1 pseudogene is annotated in these 2395 nt (G+C 29.4%); it reads right to left on the reverse strand.

Annotated elements, in window-relative coordinates:
• A pseudogene (locus C502_RS0117925) lies at window positions 1-2079 on the reverse strand (M10 family metallopeptidase C-terminal domain-containing protein); the annotation flags it as partial.
• Window positions 2080-2395: the final 316 nt, after the last annotated feature.

Raw genomic sequence — 2395 nt, forward strand, 5'->3', positions numbered from 1 at the left:
TGTTCCATTAATATTTAATGAACCAGATAGTGTTAAATCCTCTAAATTCCCAGCAACATCTAGCGTATAGCTAAATCCTGCAACAACTGTATCAATCCCCTCACCACTCTTTTCTATAATTGTATCTAAGCTATCTATATAATAAACATCATTGCCAAAACCACCAATTAATTTGTCAGAACCGATTCCACCTATTAATTTATCATTTCCAGCTTGACCTAATAATGTATCATCTCCCCAACCACCAATTAGGGTATCATCACCATTTCTTCCATCCAAATTATTATCAAACTGATTCCCGATTAAGGTATCATTAAAATCCGTACCAACAGCATTTTCAATGACAGTTGATAGATTAATTGCTAATTGGTTAACTGAAGAAATATATTGAGATTTTTCACCCAAATAACTCCAAGCACCTGAATTTAAATTTATATATGCCTTTAAACTTGAGTTGCTTGCATCAATTAAATCATTTCCACTACCATCCCAAATTAAAACGCCTGTTGTACTATCAAACTGATATGTATCATTACCACTTCTACTAGTTTGATTTATGCCATACATTGCCTGCAATGCAGCAAAGTCAAAAGGTTTATAATCACCATCAGTATAGTCAACGATGTTATATGACATTACAGTCCATTTTGTAGATTCTTCTGTTGCAGAAAACAAGTTCGCTTTAAAGCCATCAAAAGAATGCATCAATCCTAGTGCATGTCCAACTTCATGAGGAAAAACATATTTTTGCCAATTTTTTAATGGATCACTTGCATAATCTATATTAAAGAAAATATCGGACCCAATATAACTACTTGTTGGAAAGTATGCATATCCTGAAGAGTCTGATTGAACATTTCTTTGTACCGTGATTACATTCTGCTGTGATAAATTACTTGTCTCAGTAAAATTTAAACCTGTTGATCCAGACAACTGATCAAATCTAGACAAAATATAATTTTTTGCTGAATCTCCTAGAGCAGACCAAGTTGATATTTCATTAGGATTTGTTAAATAACTCGGTATAACTGTTGGAAAGGCATATTTGAAGTCTATACTTGAATTGGTTGATCCAACCAAATTTCTTATCCAATACTGGACACCAACTTCAGAATCAAAGTTTGCATTCGTGACTACAACGCCATCGGCAAATTTAATAGAAAAATTATCACGATTATTGGCTAAAAAATTTTGAATTTTTATTATGTCTGACTCACCATAATTTATATTCAACATTCCTTTGTCAAAAGAATAGTAAATTTCAGTAGATTTAATATCAGTTAATATAATTTGATTATTTCCAGAAAAATCATTTATGTAGTCAACCCCATCACCTTTACTAAAGAAAAATTTATCGTCTCCAGCCCCACCATTTAAAATATCACTACCAACCCCACCAAATAGCTTATCATTTCCACTATTCCCATTTAAAGTATCATCCCCAAGCCCACCATAAATAGTGTCATTTGATAAAAAACCAGATATGGTTTCAGAATTATTTGTACCATTAAAAACAACATTTTTATTTAATAGAAATTGATCCATTGTTAAATTAACATTGTTGTAAAATTTTAAATTTTGAACAGAACCATCAATAATTAATTTCTCATTATTTATATATTTTATTTCAAGACCATTAACACTTCCTTCAACAACGATATCTTGCAATTTAAAATCTTCAAAACTTAAGGTATTTATACCAGAATCATCAGTAATAATGGTATCTTTACCACTTTGTTTAACAATATAAGTATCATCCCCTGCACCACCAAAGATACGCTCGCCATTATTATTAGTATAAAAGGTATCATTACCACTAGTTCCTACCGACCAATCATTACCACTCGCAGAAAAAAAACTCAGGTTATCCTGATTTAAAATTTTAATATTCTTGGTAATATTATCTGAAAAAACCATTTTAGCTAAACTTAAATTAGAAAAACTTAAAGAGTAATAATACCCACCATCATTAGATATATTTAATTTTCCAGAATTATAATCTATACTTTTAATTTCACTTGATTTAAAATCATCAAATCTTAATCTTAAAACACCATTTTCATAACCGATAAAAACCATACACACCCCCAAATAAAATACTATCCTTTATAATAAGCAGCCACACAATAAATTTCAATAAAATATATTTTACATCTAGTCACAAAAAATATTAAGAATGATACTTAATAGGATCAAAAACAAAAAATTAAATTTATTTATGCAAATATATATTTTTAAATTAAACAAACAACATAAACAATAAAAAACATGAACAAGTTATCAAAAATATTTATTATATGTAACCCGAATCGTGGATAAAAAATTGACTTGAAAAATAAAAGAACTAGAGCCATCAGTTGAGTTACCAAACCTAAAGCTCTAGTCCTAATGTTCA

Source organism: Acinetobacter tjernbergiae DSM 14971 = CIP 107465 (assembly GCF_000374425.1).
Taxonomy (GTDB): Bacteria; Pseudomonadota; Gammaproteobacteria; order Pseudomonadales; family Moraxellaceae; genus Acinetobacter; species Acinetobacter tjernbergiae.